The organism is Flavobacterium sp. GNP008 (genome assembly GCF_056428965.1).
In genome coordinates, this window is sequence record NZ_JBWJVL010000001.1 from 665286 (window position 1) to 691586 (window position 26301).

23 protein-coding genes are annotated in these 26301 nt (G+C 34.2%); 12 read left to right on the forward strand and 11 right to left on the reverse strand.

Annotated elements, in window-relative coordinates; translation table 11 throughout:
- Positions 1-26 precede the first annotated feature (26 nt).
- Positions 27-1331, reverse strand: a complete 1305-nt coding sequence (locus tag AC0608_RS03025) for a TlpA family protein disulfide reductase (protein ID WP_478288081.1) — start codon at positions 1329-1331, stop codon at positions 27-29.
- Between the two features lie 322 nt (positions 1332-1653).
- On the opposite strand from AC0608_RS03025, the gene AC0608_RS03030 reads away from it, so the two are divergent.
- From AC0608_RS03030 to AC0608_RS03045, 4 genes are all read left to right on the forward strand, one after another.
- On the forward strand, positions 1654-2832 hold the full coding sequence (locus AC0608_RS03030; protein WP_417958832.1) for an acyl-CoA dehydrogenase family protein: 1179 nt from the start codon (positions 1654-1656) through the stop codon (positions 2830-2832).
- Positions 2833-2923: 91 nt separating this feature from the next.
- Positions 2924-3706: a DUF3050 domain-containing protein gene (locus AC0608_RS03035; protein ID WP_478288082.1), complete on the forward strand. Its 783-nt coding sequence runs from the start codon at positions 2924-2926 to the stop codon at positions 3704-3706.
- A gap of 341 nt (positions 3707-4047) precedes the next feature.
- On the forward strand, positions 4048-4371 hold the full coding sequence (locus tag AC0608_RS03040; RefSeq protein ID WP_478288083.1) for an SGNH/GDSL hydrolase family protein: 324 nt from the start codon (positions 4048-4050) through the stop codon (positions 4369-4371).
- Positions 4372-4610: 239 nt separating this feature from the next.
- On the forward strand, positions 4611-5507 hold the full coding sequence (locus AC0608_RS03045) for a serine/threonine protein phosphatase (protein WP_417958836.1): 897 nt from the start codon (positions 4611-4613) through the stop codon (positions 5505-5507).
- Between the two features lie 32 nt (positions 5508-5539).
- On the opposite strand, the gene AC0608_RS03050 is transcribed toward AC0608_RS03045, so the two are convergent.
- The 6 genes from AC0608_RS03050 to trmB form a co-directional block, all read right to left on the reverse strand.
- Positions 5540-5857: a 2Fe-2S iron-sulfur cluster-binding family protein gene (locus AC0608_RS03050; protein ID WP_417958837.1), complete on the reverse strand. Its 318-nt coding sequence runs from the start codon at positions 5855-5857 to the stop codon at positions 5540-5542.
- Between the two features lie 229 nt (positions 5858-6086).
- Positions 6087-6326, reverse strand: coding sequence for a NifU family protein (locus AC0608_RS03055; protein WP_073205171.1), 240 nt, complete (start codon positions 6324-6326; stop codon positions 6087-6089).
- A gap of 67 nt (positions 6327-6393) precedes the next feature.
- Positions 6394-7521, reverse strand: a complete 1128-nt coding sequence (locus tag AC0608_RS03060; RefSeq protein WP_478288084.1) for an Mrp/NBP35 family ATP-binding protein — start codon at positions 7519-7521, stop codon at positions 6394-6396.
- Between the two features lie 205 nt (positions 7522-7726).
- A complete protein-coding gene (locus AC0608_RS03065) occupies positions 7727-8056 on the reverse strand; it encodes an MGMT family protein (protein WP_417958839.1) in 330 nt (109 codons plus the stop codon).
- 51 nt (positions 8057-8107) lie between these two features.
- Entirely contained in the window at positions 8108-8743 is a 636-nt protein-coding gene (locus AC0608_RS03070; RefSeq protein ID WP_417958840.1) for a LysE family transporter, read from the reverse strand.
- A gap of 47 nt (positions 8744-8790) precedes the next feature.
- Positions 8791-9468: a tRNA (guanosine(46)-N7)-methyltransferase TrmB gene (gene trmB / locus AC0608_RS03075; RefSeq protein ID WP_417959394.1), complete on the reverse strand. Its 678-nt coding sequence runs from the start codon at positions 9466-9468 to the stop codon at positions 8791-8793.
- 217 nt (positions 9469-9685) lie between these two features.
- Here trmB and AC0608_RS03080 point away from each other — a divergent pair, with 217 nt between their 5' ends.
- Positions 9686-11296 (forward strand): L,D-transpeptidase family protein, encoded by a 1611-nt coding sequence (locus AC0608_RS03080; RefSeq protein ID WP_478288085.1) that lies wholly within the window; start codon positions 9686-9688, stop codon positions 11294-11296.
- Between the two features lie 225 nt (positions 11297-11521).
- Here AC0608_RS03080 and odhB read toward each other — a convergent pair whose 3' ends face one another.
- Both odhB and AC0608_RS03090 read right to left on the reverse strand, forming a co-directional pair.
- Complete coding sequence (odhB, locus tag AC0608_RS03085) at positions 11522-12748, reverse strand: 2-oxoglutarate dehydrogenase complex dihydrolipoyllysine-residue succinyltransferase (RefSeq protein WP_417958842.1); 1227 nt, start codon at positions 12746-12748, stop codon at positions 11522-11524.
- Between the two features lie 83 nt (positions 12749-12831).
- Entirely contained in the window at positions 12832-15606 is a 2775-nt protein-coding gene (locus AC0608_RS03090) for a 2-oxoglutarate dehydrogenase E1 component (protein ID WP_417989657.1), read from the reverse strand.
- Positions 15607-15726: 120 nt separating this feature from the next.
- On the opposite strand from AC0608_RS03090, the gene AC0608_RS03095 reads away from it, so the two are divergent.
- Complete coding sequence (locus AC0608_RS03095) at positions 15727-16269, forward strand: hypothetical protein (RefSeq protein WP_478288086.1); 543 nt, start codon at positions 15727-15729, stop codon at positions 16267-16269.
- 9 nt (positions 16270-16278) lie between these two features.
- Positions 16279-17610 (forward strand): alkaline phosphatase D family protein, encoded by a 1332-nt coding sequence (locus AC0608_RS03100; protein WP_478288087.1) that lies wholly within the window; start codon positions 16279-16281, stop codon positions 17608-17610.
- Here the strand turns inward: AC0608_RS03100 and AC0608_RS03105 are convergent, their stop codons facing one another.
- Both AC0608_RS03105 and AC0608_RS03110 read right to left on the reverse strand, forming a co-directional pair.
- Positions 17611-17961, reverse strand: a complete 351-nt coding sequence (locus AC0608_RS03105; protein WP_417958846.1) for a hypothetical protein — start codon at positions 17959-17961, stop codon at positions 17611-17613.
- A 128-nt stretch (positions 17962-18089) separates the two neighbouring features.
- Positions 18090-19064: a polyprenyl synthetase family protein gene (locus AC0608_RS03110; RefSeq protein ID WP_417958847.1), complete on the reverse strand. Its 975-nt coding sequence runs from the start codon at positions 19062-19064 to the stop codon at positions 18090-18092.
- 211 nt (positions 19065-19275) lie between these two features.
- Here AC0608_RS03110 and AC0608_RS03115 point away from each other — a divergent pair, with 211 nt between their 5' ends.
- From AC0608_RS03115 to AC0608_RS03135, 5 genes are all read left to right on the forward strand, one after another.
- Positions 19276-19797 carry a YceI family protein gene (locus AC0608_RS03115; RefSeq protein WP_417958848.1) on the forward strand — a complete coding sequence of 174 codons (522 nt, stop codon included), beginning with the start codon at positions 19276-19278 and terminating at the stop codon, positions 19795-19797.
- Between the two features lie 156 nt (positions 19798-19953).
- A complete protein-coding gene (locus tag AC0608_RS03120; protein WP_417958849.1) occupies positions 19954-20550 on the forward strand; it encodes a TetR/AcrR family transcriptional regulator in 597 nt (198 codons plus the stop codon).
- Positions 20550-21914, forward strand: coding sequence for a TolC family protein (locus AC0608_RS03125; protein WP_478288088.1), 1365 nt, complete (start codon positions 20550-20552; stop codon positions 21912-21914). The genes AC0608_RS03120 and AC0608_RS03125 overlap by 1 nt, the downstream gene beginning before the upstream one ends.
- A 5-nt stretch (positions 21915-21919) precedes the next feature.
- Positions 21920-22981 carry an efflux RND transporter periplasmic adaptor subunit gene (locus AC0608_RS03130; RefSeq protein ID WP_478288089.1) on the forward strand — a complete coding sequence of 354 codons (1062 nt, stop codon included), beginning with the start codon at positions 21920-21922 and terminating at the stop codon, positions 22979-22981.
- 78 nt (positions 22982-23059) lie between these two features.
- Positions 23060-26236, forward strand: a complete 3177-nt coding sequence (locus tag AC0608_RS03135) for an efflux RND transporter permease subunit (protein WP_478288090.1) — start codon at positions 23060-23062, stop codon at positions 26234-26236.
- Positions 26237-26301: the final 65 nt, after the last annotated feature.

Below are 26301 nucleotides of genomic sequence, written 5' to 3' on the forward strand. Positions count from 1 at the left end.
AAATAAATGTAACACCAAAACGCAAATTATTTCTCAATTATTTTAGTAATCAACTCTAAGGAAATCTTATCTCCAGCACCAACAAATTTAATTTCACCTTTTTTATCTAGCAAAATGATTGTTGGATACGCCTTTATATTTAGTTGCATTATAAAATTATTACTAGTGTTTAATTTCATAAAAGCTTGTTGCCATTTGACATTATTTTTTATAACATATTCTAATACTTTTTCATTCGATTTATCAACAGCAATGCCAAGAATACTAATTTTTTTTTCGTTTATATTATAAAATTCTTTAATTTGTGGATTAAATTTTACACAAGGTCCGCACCAAGTACCCCAAAATTCTAACAGTAAAAATTCTTTATCTTTTAAAACATCTTTAAGGATAAAATTATTGTTATCTAAACCTGTAAAAGAATACTGTAATGGTATTTTATTCCCAATTACAAATCGTTTCACAGCCTCTTTTTTGATTGAATTTAGATACAAAGAATCCATTTTTAACTGTCTTTTAATGGTGTAATTTGAATTATTAATAGTAATTGTATCTTTGAAGGAATATTTATACTGATTATTAAAAACAAAATCTGCAGAAAAATTAGTGTTTTTATCTTTAACATAGAATTGACTTTTAACATGAAAATCAGAAAAATAAAATTCATAACCATCTACTTTACCTACCCAAGCATCTACAAATTTAATAAAGGATAAATAAGAAACATCTTCTTTACTAATCTTTTGGGATATTGCATTCTCTCTATCAGGTAATAAAATAAACTTTCTTTCAAAATTTTTAATTTGATTATTTTCAAAATACTCAAATTTATAAACTGAAGGTAAATAACTATTCACCAAAACCTCCTCCTCGTCAGCATTTTGATTTATTTCATATTCATATTTAATTTCATCTCTAAAATCCTTATTCTTATTGGTATCTGCAATTAGTATTTGTTTATTCTTTTTAAACCCTATTAGTATAATTAGTTCTTGATCAATTTTCTTTTGCGATAAGGTTAGCGTATCTATTTTTAATTTTCTAAAATATTCAAGCGCTCTTTTCTTTTCGATTTTATTATTTTTAAACAGATCGAAAGTATTTTGAACATAATCAATTGCCACGAAATGAAACCTTAAGGAATCTAACAGAGGGATCCCTATGAAATTATCAGTATAGGACAAAGGTCTTAAATCCGACTCATACTGATTTAAGTTAAAGGTGTTAGCATTACTTGTTAACTTTAATTTTATTTGCTTTGTTTGAGAAATTGAGACTTGTGCTAACAAACCAAATAGAATTAATGTAATTCGCTTTAAGATCATATCCATGTTTAAGGGTAACTTTTTAGTTAATGAAATACAATAATTTAATTCTAATCGTTAGCAAATTAGGTATAAATTACAGAATTTTACCAATATACAAACCTACAAATTTATGATTATCTAAATAACAAATAATTTTATTCCAAGAAGTAAAAAACTTGTTTTTATCACAATTCCCAAAATTTCATAGTTTCCTATTTAATTGAACCTTTAGTCGTACTTTAGAGACTCGAATTCATTACGAATCGAATTTGTAAAATATAACATTTGTTAATGCTTTTGTTATATTTCTTTATGTAAATTTGCATCACATAAAAATCACCTAACCATGAGACCAGACTTATTTCAAGCTCCAGATTATTATAACTTAGACGATTTACTAACCGAAGAACACAAACTAGTGCGCGAATCTGCACGTGCATGGGTAAAACGTGAAGTATCTCCTATTATAGAAGAATATGCTCAAAAGGCAGAATTCCCAAAACAAATTATTAAAGGTTTGGGTGAAATTGGTGGTTTTGGACCTTATATTCCGGAAGAATATGGTGGTGCAGGTTTAGACCAGATATCCTACGGTTTAATCATGCAGGAAATAGAACGCGGTGATTCTGGTGTTCGTTCCACTTCATCCGTACAATCTTCTTTGGTGATGTATCCAATTTGGAAATACGGAAATGAAGAACAACGTAAAAAATACTTACCTAAGTTAGCTACGGGAGAATACATGGGCTGTTTTGGATTAACAGAGCCTAATTACGGTTCAGATCCAGGAAGTATGATTACCAACTTTAAAGATATGGGCGACCATTATCTGCTGAATGGTGCTAAAATGTGGATTTCAAATGCACCGTTTGCTGATATTGCCATAGTTTGGGCAAAAAATGAAGAAGGCAGAATTCACGGTTTAATCGTAGAACGCGGAATGGAAGGTTTTTCTACACCGGAAACACATAACAAATGGTCACTTCGTGCCTCCTCTACTGGAGAGCTAATTTTTGATAATGTCAAAGTTCCTAAGGAAAACTTATTACCTAATAAGTCTGGATTAGGAGCACCACTTGGCTGTCTTGATTCAGCACGTTATGGTATAGCTTGGGGGGCTATTGGCGCTGCCATGGATTGTTACGATACTGCTTTGCGATACGCCAAAGAAAGGATTCAGTTTGACAAACCAATCGCAGGAACGCAGCTACAACAAAAAAAATTAGCCGAAATGATTACTGAAATCACAAAAGCCCAATTATTGACATGGAGATTAGGCGTTTTGAGAAATGAAGGAAAAGCAACTACAGCTCAGATTTCAATGGCCAAAAGAAACAATGTTGATATGGCAATACATATTGCACGGGAAGCCAGACAAATGTTAGGCGGAATGGGAATTACAGGAGAATATTCAATTATGCGCCACATGATGAATCTTGAATCTGTAATTACGTATGAAGGGACACACGACATCCACTTGTTAATTACAGGAATGGATATTACTGGAATTGCAGCCTTCAAATAGAATTAAACGACTATTAAAGTATTTGTAAAATTGATAGTAAAAGCTTCCTGGAAACAGGAAGCTTTTTTATATTTACATAAAAATATTACCTATGAATATTGATACAATCAACAATAGCATTCAGCCTCAGAAAGAGTTATTGTTACAACATTCCTTATATAAAAAAGTTAAAACCGTTGAAGACTTACAGTGTTTTTTGGAGAATCATATTTATGCCGTTTGGGATTTCATGTCCTTGTTAAAGGCATTACAGGCCAAGTTAACCTGTACAACCACACCCTGGTTTGCCACAGAAAACCCTGAAACTAGATATCTGATTAACGAAATTGTACTTGCTGAAGAGACCGATTTGACATTAGACGGCCGACGATCAAGTCATTACGAAATGTACATTGAAGCGATGGAAGCTTGTAATGCAAATACCGCAGGAATAAAACAATTTCTGTCAGAAGTAGATTCACTTAAAAACATATTTGTTGCTATTAAAAAAAGTAATCTACACCCCAATATTAAAGCTTTTCTAGATTTCACTTTTAGAGTTATTGAAGAAGGAAAATCACATGAAATTGCGGCTGCCTTTACTTTTGGAAGAGAAGATTTGATTCCGAGCATGTTCACTGAAATCCTAAAAAACTTTCAAGAAAATTTTCCTGAAACGGATTTGAGACAACTTATTTATTATTTCGAAAGACACATCGAATTGGATGCTGATGAACACGGTCCTATGGCAATGAACATGATTACACAACTTTGTGGAACAGATGCGCAAAAATGGTCAGATGTTGAGGAAATTTCGAAATTGGCTTTAGAAAAACGTATTGGTCTTTGGGATGCCATCGAGGAAACCATCATGATGAAAGTAGAATTAGCATAGAACTCACCCAAAAAAACGCAACTATTATTTAGAAATGAACTTCTATCTAATTTCAAAATAATGAAAAACAATTCCAACCAATAGTTGCGTTCTTTTTACTACTTTTTACTTGGAGCTGCAGTACTGACAATCCCGTTACAGGAACAACTCCAAAACCAGCAATCAGTGCTCCTGCGATCAGGTCTAGCGTAATTTTCTACTCATAAGGACAAACCAATCTTAAACTACCTTACACTTGGCCACAGTTACACAATTAGACATAGTCTGTTAATGAAACACGTAGATTTCCTGAATTATTAAAGAAAAGTCTACCTAATAGCAATTCTACAAATACGTACTCTTTGAAAATCACAGCGCAAACAGGATGGACTACGACAAACCTACTTGCAGCAATAAACTCTCAGATCCGCTCTTCAAATTATGACTTGTTTATACTAATTGGTGTAAACAATCAGTACCAAAACAAACCTTTTTCATTCTTCGAAAAAGAATTTCCTGAATTAATCCATAAAGCTATTGCACTTGCAAAAGGGGATAAAACGAATGTAATTGTAGTTTCTATTCCAGATTATGGCAACATCCCTTTTGGTCAAGGATCTGTAAATCAAATGAAAATTTCTACGGAAATTGATCCATATAATGCTTTTGCAAAAATATTGCCATGACAACATGGTTGTATTTATAAATACAACAGATATCAACCGACAAGGCTTAGTCAATAAACATTGTAACCCTAGACGGATTACATCCTTCTGAAGAAGCATATTCCTTATTTATAGAGCGTATTTTACAAAAAGCAGAAACTGCTTTAAATAATTAAAAATACCTTCTTTTAAGGAAGTATTTAATTTAGAAAAGAACTTACTTCGCTATTTTTTTTATCTTTATTTTTTAAAATTAATAAATGTCTTCCCAAGAACGATTAACAAGAGCTTACAAAGAGGCCCAAAGAATACCTTTTGACGATCAATCAAAATTTATTCTTTTCAGCGACTGCCACAGAAGTGACAACAGCTTTGCTGATGATTTTGCAAGCAATCGTAATGTCTATTTTCATGCAATGACTCAATATTATAACGATGGTTTTGCCTATTGTGAGCTGGGAGACGGTGATGAGTTATGGGAAAACATATTCTTTAAAACCATTTTTGAAGCACACAAAAACGTGTATCTTCTGCTAAAGAAATTCCACGACTCCAAAAGATACCATAAAATTTGGGGCAATCATGAGATGACTTTTCGAGATAAAGACCACGTAGAGAAAACGCTTACCACTTATACAAACACACAAAATGACACCATTGAACCTTTGTTTACCGGCATACAATGCCACGAAGCCCTTGTTTTAGTTCATCAGGAAACCCATCAAGAACTGTTTTTGACTCATGGCCATCAAGCCGATTTCATGAACTATATAGGATGGAAAATCAATCGATTTATGGTGCGTGTCTTGTGGAAACCTTTACAGATATGGGGAATTTCAGACCCTACAAGTCCCGCTAAGAATTATATAGAACGTATAAAAATCGAGCTGCGCATCAAAAAATGGATTGAGAACAACAATCGCAAAATTACCATAGTGGGTCATACACACCGACCTAGTTTTTCATATCCAAATCAAAAATCAACGCCCTATTTTAATGACGGTAGCTGTGTACATCCCCGAAGTATAACCGGAATTGAGATTGTAAATGGAACGATCACATTGATCAAATGGTCAATAGAAACAAAAGAAAATGGTATTCTTCAAGTTGTTAAAGAAATACTTGAAGGCCCGACGAACCTTAAGGATTATAAATAATAAAAATGAGAATTTCTACTCACTTTTATTATCTAATTTTCAGGAGCTAACTCCAGTTCTAGTCCTTCTAAGCTTTCCGTGATGGGGATTTGACAACCCAAACGGCTGTTTGATTTTACATAAAAGGCTTCCGAAAGCATGGCTTCTTCCTCCTCTCCCATTTCTGGTAATGTAACATTATTTAATACATAACACTGACAAGAAGCACACATGGCCATTCCGCCACAGGTGCCTTCTACCGGAAGTTCATAGGCTTTACACAATTCCATTATGTTCATGGCCATATCTGTAGGAGCTTGTAATTCATGTACTACTCCTTCACGATCTTTAATCTTTATTAATACATCCATTTTTTAAAACTTGGAATTGCTTGGTTAATCAATTGTATACTTTTGGAATGCGTATTGTTTGTGCGTGAGATTTGAGATTAAGAAGAGGACAGCTGGTGACAGGTATTTTTTTGTATTACAAAAATTACCACCTACACATAATTCTCAAAAAACGATACTTTTAAGAAAAAACGCAACCATCTATTATATCGAGCAGCTTTTTTTATTAAAAGCGTCACGCCCAAAAAATTTATAGAATATTCACAACAGTTTCTATTTGTGGAGCAAACTTTTTGATGGTGGTTTCTACGCCAGCTCTCAATGTCATTTGGTTTACACTGCAGCTAGTACATGCTCCTTCGAGACGAACTTTTACGTGTTTATCGTCCTCGATGGAAATCAATGTGATGTCACCACCGTCAGAATTCAAAAAAGGTCTGATTTCTTCAAGTGCTTTTTGAACTTCTATTGTTAATTCTTCTGTTGTCATTTGCTTCATTTAAAGATTGTACAATTAGAAAATTGAAAGATTAAAAATCATTTTCAGTTTCTAATTTTTATTTTTTTACTGCTGAACAACCTGCCATGGTTGTTATTTTAACAGCCTCAGTTGCGGGTAAACTCTCGTTTCTGCTAATTACTTCCCGCACTACATTTCTGGTAATTTCTTCGAAAACAGTTTCGATAACGGAACCTGTTTGCATCGCTGCCGGACGACCGTAATCTCCTGCTTCACGAATAGATTGCACGATTGGTACTTCACCAAGGAACGGTACTTCTAAATCTTCTGCAAGATTTTTAGCCCCTTCTTTTCCAAAGATGTAATATTTATTTTCTGGTAATTCTTCGGGTGTAAAGAACGCCATGTTCTCAATAATTCCTAAAACAGGAACATTAATAGCTTCTGACAAGAACATGGAAACTCCTTTTTTAGCATCGGCCAAAGCGACTGCTTGAGGAGTACTCACAATGACAACACCTGTAATTGGTAATGATTGTACAATAGAAAGGTGAATATCTCCTGTTCCTGGAGGCAAATCAACTAACATAAAATCCAATTCTCCCCAATCTGCATCAAAAATCATTTGGTTTAACGCTTTTGAAGCCATTGGTCCTCTCCATATTACCGCTTGACTAGGTGCCGTGAAAAATCCAATCGAAAGAATTTTAACTTCGTAGCTCTCAACGGGTTTCATTTTTGATTTTCCATCAACTGTTACAGAAACAGGTTTTTCATTTTCTACATCAAACATGATTGGCATAGACGGCCCATAAATATCAGCATCCAGTATTCCTACTGAAAATCCCATTCTAGCTAGTGTTACTGCCAGATTTGCAGTTACAGTAGATTTCCCTACTCCACCTTTACCAGAAGCAACGCCTATGATATTTTTTATTCCTGGTATTGATTTCCCTTTGATTTCTGGTTTGTCCGGAACCTCAACTTTACTATTGATTTTGATTTTAGCATCCGGAGATACTAATTCAAGAATTGTTTTTTTGATATCGTCTTCAGCACGTTTTTTAATGTGCATCGCCGGTGTGTGCAATACTAAATCTACAACAACCTCATCGCCAAAAGTAATTACGTTTGCTATTGCACCACTTTCAACCATATTTTTTCCTTCTCCAGCTATAGTAATCGTTTCTAAAGCTTTAAGAATATCTTTTCTGTCTAATTTCATTTTTAGTTTACTGTTTTCTATTGGCATTTTAATACCCGAATATTATCTTTATTTAAACTGATTTCAGATTACAAAGATACTATGAAAAGTTCTTATTATAAAAGATTTGCATCGCATTTATTGATGCGAAAATTGATACTGATTATAGGATAACTGGATGTTTATAGTATTAAAACACTCGTACAAAGGCTAAAATGGCATCTTATTATTCTAAACGAACTTCCGGTTGCCAAAAATGTTTTTCAAAGTCCATAATTTGATTATCAATAATAATTAACCCCTCGTTTTCTAGTAATTGCTGCATGAGATTAGTTCCATCAAAATGAAGTTTACCTGTGAGTAATCCTTTTCTATTTACCACACGGTGCGCTGGAACATCCTCGAGACTGTGGGAGGCATTCATTGCCCAACCCACCATCCTGGCAGATCGTGCTGTACCTAATGCCTTTGCTATAGCTCCATACGAAGTAACTTTTCCATAAGGTATTTGTCGGACAACGGCGTATACCCGTTCAAAAAAATTATCATTGGACATAATTATGACTGTAATAAAAAGCGTGTATAAGTATTATATCCTCCAGAAAAACTACCTCAGATAATACCGTATAATATTGATTAAAGAAACTAATGATATAAAACCCGTTATGCTGCCAATAATAGTGTTCATATTGCGCAAGAAATAATCCGTTTTATCTTGAATTTTTTGAAAGAAAGTAATGTAACAATAAAACACCAAAAAAGAACCCAGTACTACTCCTGTTACAAAAACAAAAACATGAGTTGTATCAAAATAAAACAGATTGTATGACGCTAAAGTGACACTTACAAAAACATAATACGGAATGGGAAAAAAATTAAGAGCAGAAAGCAACATTCCAAGAAAAAAACGGGTGGAAGTACTCTTTTTTTTTATTTTACCTTTTCTCTTTTTTGGTGTTTTAGCAATTAACAAAAAATAGATGGTAAGCGCGGAAAAAATAGCAAAACCCACTTCACGAAGTAAAACAATAACATCTGGATGCTCTTTTATGAATTGGGCAAACAAGATGGCGAGCGTAGCCTGAAAGAAAATTATAAAAACGGCTCCTAGAACAAACCAATAAGCACTTCTTTTTCCTTCCTTGAGATTAACTTTAGCTGCTGTCATATTAATTAATCCCGGAGGCGTAATCCCTACAAAAGCCGTAATAAAACCCAAAAACAAGGAAATGATTAAATTCATAGACTTAGTACAAGTATCAAAAAAAGAAATCTATCTCAAATAGAAAACTATTCTTTAATTTTAAATCGAATATACGTAATTGCTTTATTAATTTCCAAATATTGTTTTTCATAAAAAGTCTGAAAAGCAGTTACCTCTTCCGGACTCCCTTCATTTACATAAACATTGTGATTGGCGTACAAAACTTCATGCCCTTCTCCATGCAACAATCCTAAAGTGTATCCATGCATGAACTCACTGTCTGTTTTCAAATTTACGATCCCCTCTTTTTTCAGAATTTTTTTATACAACTGTAAAAACTCTGAGTTGGTCATTCTGTGTTTGGTTCGTTTGTATTTGATTTGCGGGTCCGGGAAAGTAATCCAGATTTCGTCTACCTCGTTTTCAGCAAAAATATGATTGATTAATTCAATCTGGGTTCTGATGAAAGCCACATTATACAATCCCGTTTCTACTGCAGTTTTAGCACCACGCCAGAAACGAGCGCCTTTTATATCAATACCCACAAAGTTTCTGTTGGGGTATCTTTCAGCAAGACCTACAGAATACTCCCCTTTTCCACATCCTAATTCAAGTATCAAAGGATTTTCATTTTTGAAGAATTCTGAATTCCATTTCCCTTTAAGTGGAAATAAATCCCCTACTACATCTTCTCTAGTTGGTTGAAAAACGTTATTGAATGTCTCGTTTTCTTTGAATCTTTTTAATTTATTTTTGCTTCCCACTTTTTCAAAATATTTCGGCAAAATTAAGGAAATATATAAGACCGAATGTGTAACAGGTAAAAAAATGAAAAAAATCATTCAAAAGAAACTTTTTCTCTACTACTTTCAAACAAAAAAAACTATTTAAAACCCCAATTACCAATAGTTTACCGAAAATATTTTATAATAATCCTAAATAAAAGCCCTTTTTTACTACCTTTATACAAATCATGTTGCCATGAGAAGCTTCACTTTATTTGCTGTCTTTTTCTTGATTGGCTTATCAACAACCAAAGTTTATCCCAATAGCACCATTATTTCCTGTGGTAACAAAACTTATTTTGTAAAAACTACCTCACTAAAAAACTCAGAAAAATCGACAGTAATAATAGACAGCACAGTTATTAATCGGTTTTTTAAGAAATATCCCAATTTAAAAAAATACAAATCAGATGTTAATGCCTTGTATAAAAAAAGAAATTATAATTCCATCTGGTTTGATGGGAAAGGCGTTATAGAATTTGCCAATTTATTATATTCTAAAGTTAATCAACTTGAGGAAGAAGGCGTCAAATCCCGATTAGCCTATAAAGATAAAGTTGACGCTATCTTTAATCCCAAATTAGCCAACAGTCTAACCTTAACCGAAACGGAACTGTTATTATCCGCCATGTATCTTTTTTATGCAAAAAAAGTATATCAAGGTATTGACGTAGAAAAAATAAGAGAAATTGGTTGGTTTTTACCTGTCAAAAACCTGTCGTATGTCAGCCTTTTAAATACTCTGTTAGCGGATCCTCAATTGTTAGATAAAAATGAGGAGCAATTCTTTGGACAATATTACAAACTCCGTGATGCTTTAAAAAAATACCGGCAAATAGAACAGAGCGGAACATGGAATTTAATAGGTACTGATTCCTTAATCCGACAATACAAACCTGGAGACAACTCCAAAACCATCTCTCAAATCAGACAACGACTTGCTGTAATAGGAGATTTAAAACACGATTCCAACAGCAGTTCGTACGATGAGGAACTAATGGCAGGAATACAAAATTTCAAAAAAAGAAATGGGTATAAACCCGACTATAACATTACATCCAGTCACATTCAGCGGATGAATATTCCTATTGAAAATTACATCAAAACCATTATGCTAAACATGGAACGATGCCGATGGATTGCTCCAGAGCTTACCAAAGCTGAGCAGTACATTATTATTAACATTCCTTCCTTCAAACTAATTTTTAAAAGAAATGGAAAAAGCGAATTGGAGTCTGAAGTATTCGTGGGTGGAACCATGAATGAAACTGTAATTTTTAGTGGTAAGATTAGCCATATCGTATTCAGCCCATACTGGAATATCCCAACCAGCATTGTTCAAAGTGAGATAAAAACGGCAATGGCTCGCGACAAAAACTATCTGGTTTCTAATAATATGGAATGGAATAACGGTAGAGTAAGACAGAAACCCGGTCCAAAAAACCCTTTGGGTAAGGTTAAATTTATTTTTCCAAATTCAAATGATATTTACTTACACGACTCTCCATCTAAAAGTTTATTTGAATCGGAATACAGAGCCTATAGTCATGGATGTATTAACGTCAATAAGGCCCGAGAATTAGCCCACCTCATTTTAAAAAACAATCCCGATTGGCCCGTAGAACGCATTAATAATGCGATGGAAAGTGGCAAGGAAACTACTCACGTGCTAAAAAAGAAAATTCCAGTTCATATTGGATATTTCACCTCTTGGGTCAACGATTCTGGCGAAATTAATTTTTTTAATGATATTTATTTAAGAGACGAACGCTTAGCCGAGATACTCTTTTCTGAAGATGTCAAATAAAATTACAGCCTCTGGAGTAATATTCTGATTACTGCTAAATCCATTATCAAAAAAAGCAATGAAAAACTAGTTGTTGTATCCGTTCGACAATTTTGAATTTAAAAACAGGCTTAGCAACTGTTACTGCTATAAATAATCTTATTTATTTTATACTAAAAATCCTGTCTCGTTTTTACACAAGACAGGATTCAAATTATTTCTTTAGCAAAAGGATGAATATTAGTATTACAATTCAAATGCTTTTTTAGGATTGTTTTCCATCAATAATTCCAATGGGTTTTCTAAAGCTTCTTTAACAGCCACTAAGAACCCAACTGATTCACGACCATCAATAATTCTGTGATCATAGGATAAAGCCACATACATCATCGGGTGAATTTCAACTTTCCCATTTACTGCAATCGGACGCTCAATAATATTGTGCATCCCAAGAATTCCTGATTGTGGTGGATTGATAATGGGTGTACTCAACATACTTCCAAAAACGCCACCGTTGGTAATCGTGAAAGTTCCTCCTGTCATATCATCAACAGTGATTTGTCCATCACGCGCTTTAATTGCCAAACGTTTAATATCCGCTTCTACACCACGGAACGTCAAGTTTTCAGCATTGCGAACTACAGGCACCATCAATCCTTTTGGTCCTGAAACCGCAATAGAAATATCGCAAAAATCGAATGCAATCTTATGATCACCATCCATCATTGAGTTAACATCCGGGAATAATTTTAAAGCTCTAGTTACTGCTTTAGTAAAAAATGACATATATCCTAACCCAATTCCACCATGCTTTGCCTTAAACGCATCTTTGTATTCATTCCGAATCAAGTTGATTGGCGTCATGTTTACTTCGTTGAAAGTTGTTAACATGGCCGTTTCGTTTTTAGCAGCCACTAATCTTTCTGCTACTTTTCTGCGCAACATAGATAACTTAGTGCGCTCTGTTCCACGAGATCCACCTGTAGGAGTCCCCATTGAAGGTACTGCATTAACAGCATCATCTTTAGTAATTCTTCCGTCTTTTCCAGTTCCGGTTACTGAAGCTGCCGTTATATTTTTTTCATCTAATATTTTTCTTGCTGCTGGAGAAGGTGTTCCTGAAGCGTAAGTTGTAGTCGCTACTGGAGCTACTGGCACTGCTGCTTTTACTTCCACTTTTGGAGCTTCCTCTGTTTTTGAAGTTTCAACTACTGGCGCATCCCCGGTTGGTTTTACTCCATCGGTATCAATATGACAAACTACTGCTCCTACTGCTACTGCATCGCCTTCTTCTGCTTTTAAAGTAATGATCCCACTAGCTTCTGCAGGCAATTCTAATGTGGCTTTATCAGAATCTACCTCAGCAATCGCTTGGTCTTTCTCTACATAGTCTCCGTCTTTTACTAACCAAGTTGCAATTTCAACTTCCTTTATAGATTCCCCTGGTGATGGGACTTTCATTTCTAAAATCATCTTTTTTTTGTTTAAGGTTTGAATTGTTTAAAATTTAAAGTGTTGCAAATGCAATCTTAAATCTTAAACTTTAAACTATTTTTTTATCTGTATAAATTTTTATCAAAAACCATTCGTAAAGCATCGGCATGACGGCGTTTTGCTCGTGTATAACTTCCTGCTGCTGGAGCTGCATAGGCTTTTAATGATGCCAATCTCCATTTCACTAAATCGAAGTTCATTAGCATAAAACTGTAAGCACCCATATTCTTAGGTTCTTCTTGCGCCCAAACAAAATCATCAGCGTTTGGATATGTCGCTATAATTGCTTTTAATTGTTCTACTGGTAATGGAAACAATTGTTCGATTCTAACTACAGCAACATCATTTCTAGTCAGAATTTCTCTTTCGGCAATAATGTCATAATAGAATTTACCGGTGCAAAAAACTAGTGTTTTTACATCCGCTTTATTAACTATTGTATCATCAAAGGTTTCCTGGAAACTACCTGTTGCAAATTCTTCCACTGTAGAAACTACTCTTGGATCACGCAATAAACTCTTTGGTGTGAATACAATAAGTGGTTTACGGAATGTTGTTTTCATTTGTCTTCTCAACAAGTGAAAAAAGTTAGCTGGAGTTGTACAATCGGCAACATACATGTTATGTCTAGCGCAAAGTTGTAAATAACGCTCCATTCTAGCGGAAGAATGTTCCGCTCCTTGCCCTTCGTATCCGTGAGGCAATAGAAGAACAATTCCGTTTTGGTTGTTCCATTTGTCTTCACCACAAGAAATGTATTGATCGATCATAATTTGGGCTCCATTACTGAAATCTCCAAATTGTGCTTCCCAGATGGTTAATGTGTTTGGATTTGTCAAAGCATATCCATAATCAAAACCTAACACACCGTATTCTGACAAAAGGGAATTGAAAATATTAAATTTCCCGGTTGCTCCTTCCAAAGTACTCAATAAGGTTACTTCTTCTTCTGAATCTTCTACTTTTACAACAGCATGACGGTGAGAGAAGGTACCTCGCTCAACATCTTGTCCGGAAATACGAACGTCATATCCTTCTTTCAAAAGTGACCCATACGCTAAATGTTCAGCCATGGCCCAATCCAGCTTATTGGTTTCGAAAAACATTGTTTTTCTGTCGTTGATCAGTTTTTGTATCTTGCTGATAAACTTTTTATCTGTCGGAAGATTACAAATTACATTTGCAACCTCAGTCAATCCTGCTGCAGGGAAAGTAGTGTCTACTTTTTTAAGCATTTCAACATCTGAAACTTGCTCAAACCCTTTCCATTCATTTTTCATAAATGGAGTAATGATAGTTAAATCTTTTTTACGGGATTCTTCTAAGTTAACCTCCAGATTAGATTTATATTCTTGCTCTAATCCTTTTACAAAAGTAGTATCAATCACTCCGTCTGCAAGCAACTTCTCCATGTAAATATCTCTTGGATTTTTGTGCTTTGCAATTATTTTATACAATACTGGTTGGGTAAAACGAGGTTCATCACCTTCATTGTGCCCGTATTTTCTATATCCTAACAGGTCAATAAATACATCCCGACCAAATTCCATTCTGAAATCCAGTGCAAAAGATATTGCGTGTACTACTGCTTCAGCATCATCTGCATTTACGTGTAAAACTGGTGAAAGTGTTACTTTGGCAACATCCGTACAATATGTTGACGATCTTGCATCAAGGTAGTTTGTGGTGAAACCAACTTGATTATTGATTACAATATGGATTGTTCCTCCGGTTTTATACCCGTCAAGTTGTGCCATTTGTACAATTTCATACAAAATTCCCTGTCCAGCAATAGCAGCATCACCGTGAACGGCGATTGGCAATACTTTAGAGAAATCGTTAGGGAAATATTTATCTTGTTTTGCTCTCGTAATTCCTTCAATAACCGCTCCTACCGTTTCAAGATGCGAAGGATTTGGAGCTAAATTGATATTGATTTTTTTTCCAGTGCTCGTTACTTTATCAGCCGTCAGGCCTAAATGGTATTTTACGTCTCCATCAAAATATTCCTGATCATAATCTTTACCATCAAACTCTCCAAAAATGTCTTGAGTAGATTTGCCAAAAATATTTGCCAAAACATTCAAACGGCCACGATGTGCCATTCCCATTACAAATTGCTCTACTCCTTTTTCTGCAGCTTTTTCAATTAAAGCGTCCAAGGCCGGAATAATTGATTCACCACCTTCAAGAGAAAAACGTTTCTGACCCACGTATTTAGTGTGCAAAAAGTTTTCAAAAGAAACCGCTTGATTTAATTTATTAAGAATTGATTTTTTTTCGTCAGGAGAAAAATTAGGTTGATTATCATTAATCCCTAATTTTTTCTGGATCCACTCTACTACTTCTGGCTTACGAATATACATATACTCAACACCTATATGCTGACAGTATATTGTATCCAGGTGAGATATGATTTCCTGAAGTGTGCATGGCTGAATATTAATAACCTTAGCGGCATCAAAAACAGTGTTTAAATCCGCGGAAGAAAGTCCGAAATTAGTAATTTCTAATGTGGGTGATGTGGTACGTCTTTCTCTAACGGGATTTGTTTTGGTAAACAAATGCCCTCGAGAACGATACCCATCTATTAATTTTAATACATTAAATTCCTTTTGAAGCTTATCAGAGACCAAACTTACATCCGTATTATTAGAAGCAAAATTTGCAATTTGCGCTACATTGTTTTCCGCATTGTAAGTACTCATTCCAAAGTCAAAACCTTGAAAAAAACTTCTCCAACTTGGCTCCACGCTGTCTGGATTTTCTAAGTATTGATCGTATAATTGTGCGAAAAATTCGGTGTGTGCTGCGTTTAAAAATGAAAACCTATCCATAATATTTAGTGAATATACCTTTTTTGTTAAAATAGTTTGGCAAAAGTACGATAATACAATAAATTTATAATTTATTTTAAGATACTTTTACATTGAATATTGTTAAAAAACGAAAAACTTATGACAAAGAATTGCTTTTTAAATAATTTCAAAAGCTTTTTAGCTACACTAACATTGTTTTTTTCAAGTTGTCTTTTTGCACAACAAAATGATATGCAGCCAAAAATGGTAAATCAGTTCTGGCGGAATGTACAATTTGGAGGCGGAATTGGTTTAGGCTTTGGCTCTGGCTATACGGATATTGCATTAGCACCAAGCGCCATCTACAATTTCAATGAATATGTCGCTTTGGGTATTGGGTTACAGTATAAATATTTAAAGCAAAAAGACTTTTACGCTTCCCATCTGTATGGCGGCAGTGGTATAGGATTATTTAATCCCATTCCTGAAATCCAACTTTCAGCTGAACTGGAACAATTAAGGGTAAATGTCAATTTAGATGGATCCAATAGCAGTTCACAAGATTACTGGAACACCGGATTGTTTCTTGGCGCAGGATACAGATCCGGGAATGCTACAATTGGTGCCCGTTACAATGTTTTGACTGATAAAAATAATATTTATGGCAGTGCCTTTATGCCATTCATCAGAGTTTATTTTTAATTACATCCCATGAAAAAAACTTTTCAATTATTCTGTATTTTATTTATAAGCTACAGTTTTGCACAAAACGGTATTTTACAATCAGGACCTATGGTGGGGTATTGCGAAATGACCGAAGCAGTGATTTGGCTACAAACTAATAAAAAGGCCTCGGTAAAAATAGCTTATTTTACCATTGACAATCCTAGCAAAATTTTCTATTCTGATGTCTATTCGTCTTCAAAAGAAGCGGGCTTTACACATCACATTATCTTGGATCAATTGAGTCCCGGGGAAAAATATAAGTATACCGTTTTTATAAATGACAAGGAAATTATCTTGCCTTACGAAACTTCTTTTTCATCAAAAAAATTATGGGAATGGCGCGAAGACGCACCTGATTTTACAGTAGCCATTGGGAGTTGTTCCTATTTCAATGAAACTCCGTTAGACAGACCAGGAAAAGCCTATGGAAGTGAGTATGGGATTTTTGAAAGTATTGCTAAAAAAAATCCGGAAATTATGATTTGGAGTGGCGATAATATTTATTTAAGAGAAGCAGATTGGGATAGTAAAACTGGTGTTTATCATCGCTATACTCATTCTAGATCAATAAAAGAAATACAACCCCTGTTAGCAAAAACACAGAATTTTGCTATTTGGGATGACCATGATTTTGGTCCTGATGATAGTGATGGCAGTTTTTACAATAAATTTTTAACTCAAAAAGCATTTAAAGATTTCTGGGCAAATAAAAGTTACGGTATGAATCCTGAACAAAACGAAGGGATTTATTCGACCTTTAGCTGGGGTGATGCTCAATTTTTTTTATTGGATGACCGGTTTTTCAAGACTCCAAACAACAGAATTACCGGCGAAAGAACGGTTTTAGGAAATACACAATTAGAATGGTTGATTAATGCCTTAAGCTTTTCCAAAGCCAGTTTTAAAATAATTGTAATTGGCGGACAAGTATTAAATTCAGTAGCAGAAAAAGAAAACTATAGCAATTATCCTAAAGAGAAAGAACGATTGTTAAAAGAAATCCTTGATAATAAAATTAAGGGAGTCTTGTTTATAAGCGGTGACCGGCATTTCACTGAATTCTCTGAGGTTCCTCGAGACAATACCTATCCGCTGTACGACTGGACCGTTTCTCCCTTAACCTCTGGCGTCGCATCTGAAAATATATTACAGGAAAATAACATTTACAGAACGAAAGGCAGTTTGATTGCACAGCATAATTTTGGAACCCTTTCCTTTTTAGGTTCAAAAGAAAACCGTCAGATGAAATTGACTATTTATGATACGAAAGGAACTCCGTTATGGAATAAAACAATCTTAAAAAAAGAGTTGCAATAACTAATATTTGTTCCTAAACCACACTTTTTGCCATTCTCTTTTTAGTATTAAAAAAGCAACTTGTTCTGCCAGAAGTACTAAATCAGATCCATCTAACTTTTTTATTTCCTCTTCAGAAACATCAATTATGTAAAGTAAATTGAGGTATTCGGCAAATTTATATTGAATGAGTCGAAAGATCTTTTCATGCAGCAGCGCCTTTAACTCGTCAGGGGTGCTATTCAAAGAACAATCAATTGCTTCGTTAGCGAGATTGAAATCCTTGTTTATCTGTTCAATTAATTTTAAATATAAGTTTTCGTTCTCTGCTTCAGAGAGGAGTAAATCAGTATTCTTTGGAACTACAAACATTTGATTTCAGATTGTTGATTAACGAATTTAGATTTTAAGAAACTACTTTAAAAGTTTAATTTTTTTAAATTATACCGATTTTTGAAATTAACCATTTTTATCTGATGTAAACTTCTGGAATTAAAAATCTAAACTTTTCTTCCCATTAAATTTTCACCAAAAGCTTTCAGCATTTCTTTTTTATCGGCACCAATATTCATTTTATCTAAAGTATGGAAAGCCTTTAAAGTAAAATCCTGAATCGCATCCTGAGTTGCCTTTGATGCTCCAGAACTATTAAAAAGAACTTTCACTCTCTCTATTTTACTGGTATTATCTTCTGGCTGAATTGAAAACAAGCGTCTCAATTCCTGTGCTTCTTCAATATTTGAAAAGGCAACTGCTTTAAGATATAAATACGTTTTTTTATTTTCGATAATATCGCCTCCTACTTGTTTTCCAAAGGTTTCTGGATTCCCAAAAGCATCTAAGAAATCATCCTGTAATTGAAAAGCTAATCCTAAATTGAGTCCGAAATCATAAATCAAATTTGCATTTTCTTCAGAGGTCTCCGCAATAATTGCTCCCATTTTCATAGCTGCAGCGACTAAAACAGCCGTTTTATATTCAATCATTTTCAAGTATTCTGAAATAGTAACATCACTCCGCTCTTCAAAATCTACATCCCATTGTTGACCTTCACAAACTTCGAGTGCCGTTTTGCTGAAGAGTTTGGCTAAATCTTTAAAAATAATTGGTTCGTACTGTTCGAAATATTGGTATGCTAAAATTAGCATCGCATCGCCTGATAAAATTCCAGTATTTAAATTCCACTTTTCATGTACCGTTTCTTTCCCTCTTCTTAAAGGAGCATCATCCATAATATCATCGTGTACCAACGAAAAATTATGAAAAACTTCGACAGCCAAAGCTGCTGGCAGTGCTTTTTTATAATCCGCATCAAAAACCTCTGCACTCATTAATGTAAGTACCGGCCGCATTCTTTTGCCACCAAGATCTAAAATGTAATGAATGGGTTCATATAAATTTCTAGGTTCTTTGGTCTCATATTGTGATTGCAAATAATCTGAAAGAAACTCTTGATATTGATAAATAGAATGCATAAATAAATTTTTTGGCTAATTTACAGTATTCAATTTGCATAACAAACTCCGTTTTACCATCAAATGTTAAATAAATCAAAAATACATGGGAAACTATTTTGGTATTCAAAGTTTCCGCCTTACATTTGCGCTCTGAATTTTTTTTTACTGAAATAAACAAAATTATTCCAGTGACTGGGAAATAGAATTAATTCTTAATACTTCTAAAAATATGAAAACTAAATGGACAATTGACTCGAGCCAATCGGATGTTTTGATTAAAATGAGACATTCAATAATAGCTTATTTAGCCGGTAACATCAATAAATTTAAAGGACATATTGAAGTTGAAAATAACGAAATAGAAGACGCATCGATTGAATTCTCTTTGGATGTGAACAATAAGGATACAAAATTAGAGCAAATAGACACACATTTAAAAATGAACGATTTATTTGATGTGCATCAATATCCTATCATTAGCTTCAAGTCGACCTCGTTTGAAAAAGTAAACAAGAATATTAATTTTTTGAAAGGGAATTTAACCATCAAAAATATTACTAAAGTAGTGGAACTCGATGCAGAATTAATTGGCATTAACGCTTACAATGGCAATCAAAAAGCTGCCTTTGAAATAACAGGAAAAATCAATCGAAAAGATTTTGGCCTTACTGTTAATTCCTTCAATCAAACCAATGGTTTGGCATTGGGACAAGATATTAAACTGATTGCTAATCTAGAATTTACAGTTTAAAAAACACAGTTTAAAGTAAATGTTAAATAATTACAAATTTATTGGAAACTATTTCAGTGTTAAAAGTTTCCTCTTTACATTTGCACTTCGTTTACCAAATTAATTTATTGAATTGGCCTTTAATTAAAACATACTGAAATTGTTTCAGCATAAAAAATGAAAGAGAAAATTATATCTAAAGCAAGCGAAATGTTCTTAAAACTAGGTTTTAAAAGCATTACTATGGATGATATTGCAGGTGAAATGTGTATTTCTAAAAAAACTATTTATAAATATTTTTGTAATAAAGAGTTACTTATTGAAGAAAGCACAACTACAATACACAAAGAAATTCATGAAATCATAGACAGTATTATTTCAAAAAACTACAATGCGATTGAAGAGAATTTTGAGATACGAAAGATGTTTAAAGAAATGTTTAAAGCGTCAGACACTTCTCCTATTTATCAATTAAAAAAACATTATCCTGAAATATATGAAAAGGTAATGTCTCGAGAAATTAATGAATGCAATGTTACTTTTGAACAAAATATTAAAAAAGGAATTCAACAGGGTTTGTACCGATCCTCTATCAATATTCAAAGCTACACACAATTTTATTACCATCTTATTTTCACCATAAAAGGAAATACGGTTTCTGAAAAAGAAGGTCAAAAAATAGAACTTGAAATTTTAGAGTACCATACAAGAGCCATGGCAACACCAGAAGGAATTATTGAACTTGAAAAAAACTTACTAAACTATACTATATAATGAAGAATACAATTTTAATAGCACTACTAGTTATCGGGCTATCAGTACAATCACAAAACGTCAGCAATATTGAGACACGCCCCATAAAAACCATTACACTAAAAGAGGCTATCAATTACGCTTTAGAAAACAAAGCAGATGCAAAAAAAGCTAAACTCAAAGTAGAGAACAGCGAATACCAAATCCAGGAAATTCGTTCTAGAGCGTTGCCTCAAATTTCAGCAAATGGAAATTTGACCTATAATCCTGTAATCCAAACAACCGTTATTGATGGAGCAGGATTTGGTGCTCCCGGAACAACCATTCAAGCCGCTTTTGGTCAAACATGGAATTCTACGGCTGGTGTTTCTTTGACACAAGCTATATTCGACCAAACGGTTTTCACAGGTTTGAAAGCTGCAAAATCTACTAGAGAATTTTACCAAATTAACGAACAATTAACCGAAGAACAAGTGATTGAGCGCGTTGCCAATAATTATTATCAGGTATATGTTCAAAGACAAAAACTAACCGTTATTGACAGTACCTACAAAAACACCACTAAAGTAAAAAACATTATTAAAGGTCAATTTGATAATGGTCTAGCCAAAAAAATAGATTTGGATCGAATTTTAGTAAAAATTTCAAACATCACCACACAACGTCAACAAGTCTTGAATGCCGTACAAATTCAAGAAAACGCACTTAAATTTTATATGGGAATGCCCATAGAAACGCAAATTGAGATTCCGCAAACTGCATTTGAAGTAAGTCCACAGTCCGTATCAGAAATTCCAAATACGGCAAACCGAACGGAATATTTGCTTTTGAAAAAACAAGAACAACTTCTAAGTTACCAGAAGAAAGCTGTTGAAGCGGGTTATTATCCAACATTATCATTAAACGCAGGATATAATTATATTGGTCAGGGACCCGTAATGCCTCTTGGAGGAAAACCATCTGACGGCGTATATTGGTCAGATTTCTCTTCTATTGGTTTGAATTTAAAAGTGCCCATTTTTACAGGATTTGGTACTCGTGCCAAAGTAAGACAAGCTGATATCGATTTACGATCCATAAAAGAAGACATCAACGATACAAAATTATCCCTTGACTTGGCATTCGCCAATGCAAAAACGCAAATCGACAATAGCTTAACTATCATTAATAATCAAAGAGAAAATGCACAATTAGCTAAAGAAGTTTTAGACAACACCAGAAACAATTATGTACAAGGATTAGCCTCATTAACTGATTTACTGGATGCAGAAAATTCATTGACAGAAGCACAAAACAACTATACCACAGCAATATTAGATTACAAATTAGCAGAAATACAATTAATCAAATCAAAAGGCGAATTAAAAACACTTATAAATAACTAAGAAAAATGAAAAAAAATATACTAATCATAGTAGCAATCGTAGCAGCTTTAGGCGTTATCGCATATACTTTAATGAATAACAAAAAAGACAACGAGGCAAAAACAGCCATTGTAGCTGAGAAAAATGCCAGCGTATCAGTTAAAGTGGAAACGGTAAAAACTGAGGAAATCTCTCTTGATTTTTCTGCTAATGGTAATTTTGCACCACTTCAAGAACTGAGTTTTTCTGCCGAGAAACCAGGAAGAGTCGTACGTGTTTTAGTTAACGAAGGAGACAGAGTACGAATTGGTCAGACTTTAGCAATTGTAAGAAGCGAACAAATTACCGCTGACTTGCAAACTGCACAAGCATCGTATCAAAATGCATTAACGGATTACAGCCGTTTTGAAAATGCGTTTAAAACTGGTGGTGTGACAAAACAACAATTAGACCAATCCAAATTGAATTTGGTAACTTCAAAATCACGATTACAACAAGCCAAAGTTAATATTGGCGATACCAATATCAAAGCGACAATTAACGGAGTCGTAAACAAAAAATACATTGAACCAGGATCCGTTCTTGGGGCTGCAACACAAATGTTTGACATTGTAAATGTTTCAAAATTGAAATTGAAAGTAAATGTTAACGAAAATCAAGTTGCAGGTTTAAAAGTAGGCAATACAATTACCGTAAAAGCTAGTGTGTATCCTGATGCTACATTCTCAGGAAAAATTACCTTCATCGCTCCAAAAGCAGATGCAAGTTTAAACTTTCCGGTAGAAATAGAAATTGCTAATAATGCTTCAAATGATTTGAAAGCCGGAATGTACGGAACTGCTGAATTTGCTTCAAACCAGCAAAAACAATCCTTGATGATTGTTCCTAGAAATGCTTTTGTAGGAAGTGTGAGCAGCAACGAAATATTTGTAATCGAAAACGGAACTGCTAAACTGAAAACGGTTACAGCAGGAAGAATTCTTGGTGATAAAGTAGAAATTTTAAACGGACTTTCTGAAGGTGAGACTGTAATTGTTACAGGTCAAATCAACCTTCAAGACGGATCTAAAGTGGACGTTATAAAATAAGTCTTAAAGTCGAAAGTCTTAAAGCCATAAAGAAACCGCTTAAAGCCTAAAGCTTAAAGCCTAAAGCAAAGAAAAAAAATGAAATTAGCAGAAATATCCATAAAACGTCCCTCATTAGTTATCGTATTATTTACGATTCTAACATTAGGAGGACTGTTCAGTTACAGCCAACTGGGCTACGAATTGATTCCAAAATTTGAAACCAATGTAATTACTGTTGCTACAATTTATCCTGGAGCGTCTCCAAGTGAGGTAGAAAACACGGTAACTAAAAAAATTGAAGATGCAATCGCATCCTTAGAAAATATTAAAAAAATAGACTCGAAGTCTTACGAAAGTTTGTCAACTGTTTCTATTACATTGACCTCTTCGGCTGATGTTAATATCTCTATGAACGATGCGCAACGTAAAATAAATGCTATTCTTAGTGATTTACCAGATGATGTTGAAACGCCTTCGTTGAGTAAATTTTCCTTAAGCGATTTACCAATTATGACTATTGGTGCCAACGGAAAAATGGATGAAGTTGCTTTTTACGATTTAATTGATAAAAAATTAGCACCCGTTATTTCTCGTGTAGAAGGTGTAGCGCAAGTAAATATTATCGGTGGACAAGAAAGAGAAATTCAAGTCAATCTTGATGCAGTAAAAATGCAAGGTTACGGACTTTCTGTTCCGCAAGTGCAACAATATATTTTATCTTCTAATTTGGATTTTCCAACAGGAAATATTCAAACTCGGGAGCAAAAAATATTAATTCGTTTGGCTGGAAAATATAAAAATGTCGACGAATTAAGAAACTTGGTGGTATCCTCTAAAAACGGAATTCAAGTTCGTTTACGCGATATTGCTGATGTTCAGGATACTCAAAAAATCACTGAAAAAGTAGCGCGTATCAATCAAAAAAGCGCTATTATTTTACAAATTATTAAACAATCGGATGCCAATGCGGTTGCGGTAAGTGAAGAATTGGTTAAAACAATTGCTAAACTGGAAACCGATTATAAAGCGAATGGTTTAAAATTAGAAATCGCTAAAGACAGTACCATTTTTACGCTCGAAGCTGCTGATGCTGTTGTGCACGATTTACTTATTGCAGTACTTTTAGTTGCGCTAGTGATGTTGTTTTTCTTGCACAGTATTAGAAACTCGTTGATTGTAATGGTTTCTATTCCTGCTTCATTAATTGCTACTTTCATCGGAATTTATTTGATGGGATACACCTTAAACTTGATGAGTTTATTAGGCCTGTCTCTTGTTGTAGGTATTCTTGTGGATGATGCCATTGTGGTTCTGGAGAATATTTACAGGCACATGGAAATGGGTAAAAATAAAGTTCGTGCAGCCTATGATGGAACTGCAGAAATTGGTGGAACTGTAGTGTCAATTACTTTAGTAATTGTGGTGGTGTTTTTACCAATTGCAATGAGTACCGGATTGGTTTCTAATATTATTACACAATTCTGTGTAACGGTAATTATTTCAACCTTGTTGTCTTTAGTAGCTTCATTTACAATCATTCCGTGGTTGTCTTCCCGATATGGAAAATTAGAACACATTGAAGGAAAAAATCTTTTTGGAAAAATTATCCTTGGATTTGAAAGCTATTTAACTCGCTTTACAAATTGGGTTTCAAGATTATTGGAATGGTGTTTGGATCATTATTTCAAAACACTAGCTATAGTTTTAGTCATCTTTTTTGGATCGATGATTAGTTTATTTGGTGGTGGGTTTATTGGTGGAGAATTCTTCGCAGCGTCTGATAGTGGCGAGTTTTTAGTTCAAATAGAAATGCCAAAAGATGCTTCATTAGAGCAAACCAATTTCATGACGCAAAAAGCAGAAGCATTCTTGCAGAAAGAAGCATACGTTTTTAGTCAAATTACAACGGTTGGTCAAACCAGTGAAGGCCTTGGTGCTTCGCAAGCAACTGCTTACAAGTCTGAGATAAACGTTAAAATGGTTGGATTAGACAAACGGAATGAACCGGCAAATGTGTATGCTGCAAAAACAAAACGTAAATTAGAAAGAATATTAGTTGGAGCAAAAGTTAAAACGGTTCCGGTTGGTATTTTAGGAACTGCAGAAGATGCCACTTTAGGATTAATTGTAACTGGACCAAATGTAGAAAGTGCTATGCAATTTGCAAAAGCAGCAGAAAAAGAATTACGTACTATTCCAGGAGCAACAGAAATCGAATTATCCGTAGAAGATGGAAATCCAGAAGTGAACGTAAAAGTAGACCGAGATAAAATGGCCGCTTTGGGATTGAGTTTGCAAACAATTGGTATGACCATGCAAACTGCTTTTAGCGGAAATACTGATGGTAGATTTAGAGCTGGTGAATACGAATACGACATCAATATTAAATACAATGCATTCGACAGAAAAAGCATCGCTGATGTAAATAATTTAATTTTTATAAATGATGCTGGACAACAAATAAAACTGAATCAATTTGCAACTGTAACCGAAGGTTCTGGACCAAGTGAATTAGAACGAAGAGACAAATCGGCATCGGTAACTGTAAAAGGTCAGAATGTGGGTGTAGCTTCTGGAACAATTGTAACACAATGGCAAGAAAAAATTGAAAAATTGAAAAAACCAATAGGTGTCAATTACATTTGGGGTGGTGATCAGGAGAATCAAAGTGAAGGTTTTGGTACATTAGGAATTGCGTTACTAGCTGCTATTATCTTGGTTTACCTAGTAATGGTCTCGTTATACGATAGTTTTGCACATCCATTTGTGGTATTGTTTGCGATCCCGCTTTCATTTATTGGAGCAATGTTAGCTTTGGCTTTAACCAATAATACACTGAATATCTTTACTATTTTAGGTATCATCATGCTTATTGGTCTAGTTTGTAAAAATGCGATTATGCTTGTCGATTATACCAATCAAAGACGAAAAGCTGGTGAAACGGTTAGAACAGCATTAATTCAAGCGAATCATGCGCGTCTTCGTCCAATTTTGATGACAACTATCGCAATGGTATTTGGTATGTTCCCTATTGCACTAGCCTCTGGAGCTGGAGCCGAATGGAAAAACGGTTTGGCTTGGGTAATTATTGGGGGATTAATTTCCTCATTATTCCTAACTTTGGTCGTAGTTCCGGTAATTTACCAAATTATGGAAAAAGCCATCAACAGACTTTCTAAAGGAGAAAAAGTTGATTATGAAGCCGAAATGGTCGCTGATTACGTACACACCGAATTAAGCGAGGATGGATTTAATCCAAAACATACGGTATAAAACGTAATTGTTTTAAACAGAAAACCTGTTCATTTATTTGAACAGGTTTTTTTATGATAAAAAAT

Coding starts and splice junctions, on each gene's coding strand:
- AC0608_RS03095 (WP_478288086.1), top strand. CDS start 15,727: ATGACAAAGAATTGCTTTTTAAATAATTTCAAAAGCTTTTTAGCTACA.
- AC0608_RS03080 (WP_478288085.1), top strand. CDS start 9,686: ATGAGAAGCTTCACTTTATTTGCTGTCTTTTTCTTGATTGGCTTATCA.
- AC0608_RS03105 (WP_417958846.1), bottom strand. CDS start 17,961: ATGTTTGTAGTTCCAAAGAATACTGATTTACTCCTCTCTGAAGCAGAG.
- AC0608_RS03115 (WP_417958848.1), top strand. CDS start 19,276: ATGAAAACTAAATGGACAATTGACTCGAGCCAATCGGATGTTTTGATT.
- AC0608_RS03100 (WP_478288087.1), top strand. CDS start 16,279: ATGAAAAAAACTTTTCAATTATTCTGTATTTTATTTATAAGCTACAGT.
- AC0608_RS03125 (WP_478288088.1), top strand. CDS start 20,550: ATGAAGAATACAATTTTAATAGCACTACTAGTTATCGGGCTATCAGTA.
- AC0608_RS03130 (WP_478288089.1), top strand. CDS start 21,920: ATGAAAAAAAATATACTAATCATAGTAGCAATCGTAGCAGCTTTAGGC.
- AC0608_RS03060 (WP_478288084.1), bottom strand. CDS start 7,521: ATGAAATTAGACAGAAAAGATATTCTTAAAGCTTTAGAAACGATTACT.
- AC0608_RS03035 (WP_478288082.1), top strand. CDS start 2,924: ATGAATATTGATACAATCAACAATAGCATTCAGCCTCAGAAAGAGTTA.
- AC0608_RS03110 (WP_417958847.1), bottom strand. CDS start 19,064: ATGCATTCTATTTATCAATATCAAGAGTTTCTTTCAGATTATTTGCAA.
- AC0608_RS03050 (WP_417958837.1), bottom strand. CDS start 5,857: ATGGATGTATTAATAAAGATTAAAGATCGTGAAGGAGTAGTACATGAA.
- AC0608_RS03030 (WP_417958832.1), top strand. CDS start 1,654: ATGAGACCAGACTTATTTCAAGCTCCAGATTATTATAACTTAGACGAT.
- AC0608_RS03070 (WP_417958840.1), bottom strand. CDS start 8,743: ATGAATTTAATCATTTCCTTGTTTTTGGGTTTTATTACGGCTTTTGTA.
- AC0608_RS03025 (WP_478288081.1), bottom strand. CDS start 1,331: ATGGATATGATCTTAAAGCGAATTACATTAATTCTATTTGGTTTGTTA.
- AC0608_RS03045 (WP_417958836.1), top strand. CDS start 4,611: ATGTCTTCCCAAGAACGATTAACAAGAGCTTACAAAGAGGCCCAAAGA.
- AC0608_RS03065 (WP_417958839.1), bottom strand. CDS start 8,056: ATGTCCAATGATAATTTTTTTGAACGGGTATACGCCGTTGTCCGACAA.
- AC0608_RS03055 (WP_073205171.1), bottom strand. CDS start 6,326: ATGACAACAGAAGAATTAACAATAGAAGTTCAAAAAGCACTTGAAGAA.
- AC0608_RS03120 (WP_417958849.1), top strand. CDS start 19,954: ATGAAAGAGAAAATTATATCTAAAGCAAGCGAAATGTTCTTAAAACTA.
- AC0608_RS03135 (WP_478288090.1), top strand. CDS start 23,060: ATGAAATTAGCAGAAATATCCATAAAACGTCCCTCATTAGTTATCGTA.
- odhB (WP_417958842.1), bottom strand. CDS start 12,748: ATGATTTTAGAAATGAAAGTCCCATCACCAGGGGAATCTATAAAGGAA.
- AC0608_RS03090 (WP_417989657.1), bottom strand. CDS start 15,606: ATGGATAGGTTTTCATTTTTAAACGCAGCACACACCGAATTTTTCGCA.